The sequence below is a fragment of the Azospirillum sp. B506 genome, from assembly GCF_000333595.1.
Taxonomy (GTDB): Bacteria; Pseudomonadota; Alphaproteobacteria; order Azospirillales; family Azospirillaceae; genus Azospirillum.
Window position 1 is genome coordinate 1 of record NZ_BADK01000625.1, and the last position, 1580, is coordinate 1580.

The 1580-nt window shown below is 61.1% G+C and carries 1 protein-coding gene and 1 pseudogene; one reads left to right on the forward strand and one right to left on the reverse strand.

Features of this window, described 5'->3' with window-relative positions; all coding sequences use genetic code 11:
• Window positions 1-229, forward strand: a pseudogene (locus I71_RS38370) (hypothetical protein); the annotation flags it as partial.
• A gap of 189 nt (window positions 230-418) precedes the next feature.
• On the opposite strand, the gene I71_RS18570 reads toward I71_RS38370, so the two are convergent.
• Window positions 419-1312: a LysR family transcriptional regulator gene (locus I71_RS18570; RefSeq protein WP_042696321.1), complete on the reverse strand. Its 894-nt coding sequence runs from the start codon at window positions 1310-1312 to the stop codon at window positions 419-421.
• Window positions 1313-1580 lie beyond the last annotated feature (268 nt).

The window sequence follows — 1580 nt, forward strand, 5'->3', positions numbered from 1 at the left end:
TCCGGATTTGTTGAGCAGCGCGCGGGAACACTCAGCGGGAACGGTCGCAAAGATGAAAGCGGAGGCAACCGATCCCGATCTGGCGCTGCTCCCTTGGGCGGCGGCGCGCGGGCTGGCCGTCACCGAACTGCTGGGAATGTGTCCTCTGTCACAGGAGGAACGTGACCGGCTGTTCGACCGACTGCTTGACGATGACAGATGGACGGGATGCCAGTCATCGGCGTTGTGAGGTGAAAACCCGTTGCCGACACGACCGGGGTTGCTCTGCGACAGGTGGTCGGACCTTGGACGACCACATCATAGCCGTCCAAGCAGCGGACGGGCGGGCAGGGCAATGGATCGGAGGTGCGGTCATTTGTCGGAAGCTGCCGTTTGAAGAGGCATCCCGTCAGCTGCTCATGAGGACTTTTCGAGGGGATCATCCACGATATCGCAGCGCGTCCAACAGGACCGCAAATGCGGCGGACGGTTGGCGCCTGCTTGGATAATAGAGGTGGTAGCCGGGGAATGGCTGGCTCCAATCCTCAAGGACACGTATCAGGCGGCCATCCGCCAGATGCGCCGTCACTCTGTCTTCCATGACAAACGCCAAACCGAACCCTGCTGCTGCCGCCTGGATGATCATCCCGACATTGTTGAATGCGAGCTGTCCCTCGACTCTTACCCGCAGTTCGCGACTGCTCTTCTTCAGCTCCCAGGCATACAAAGTCCCGGAACTCTGGAGCCGAAGATTGATGCACCGGTGCGCGGCCAAGTCCTGTGGCGAATGGGGGATTGGCCGTGATTTGAAATAGGCGGGAGACCCGACCACCACCATGCGCAGATCCGGGCCAATTCGGGTGGCGATCATATCCTTGGCAAGCGCTTCGCCCAATCGAACGCCAGCATCGAACCGTTCGGTCACGATATCGGAGAATGAGGAGTCAATGCTCAACTCGATGTGGATGTCGGGATAGTTGGGGAGCAGCTTTTCGAGCGCAGGCCACAGGACGGTCGTTGCGGCATGCTCGGGCGTGGTGATCCGGATCGTCCCGGCCGGCCTCTCGCGCAACTCTCCCAGAGAGGCGAGTTGGGCATCAATGCCGTCCAGTGCCGGCCTCAATGTGGCGAGCAGCCGTTCGCCCGCTTCCGTCGGTGCAACGCTGCGGGTGGTCCGCGTCAGTAAGCGCACGCCGATCCGCGTCTCCAGACGCCGGATCGTATGGCTCAACGTCGATTGCGACGTGCCCAGCTTCGCGGCAGCGCGGGTGAAGCTCCGCTCCTCGGCCACGAGCAGGAAGGCGTTGAGGTCAACCAGATCCTCGCGTTGCATTCATGAACTCCCGATATGACCTCATGCGGTTTATACCGTCTAATCCTTGGCGCGCCTCCCGTTTAGATCGTTGAGTGCCGCCGATGGTCTGAACCGTCGGCAACGGCCACACGGGGGCGCAATGGACATCAAGCGCAATGGGGCGAACCCCTCGAAAGGAGGGCCGGAAGCGTATTTCTTCGGCACGCTCGCGTTGATGTGCCGTTCATGGACCCCGCATTTGAAGGAGATGTGAGATGGCGAACGACGTGATCGTGGTGATCGGATC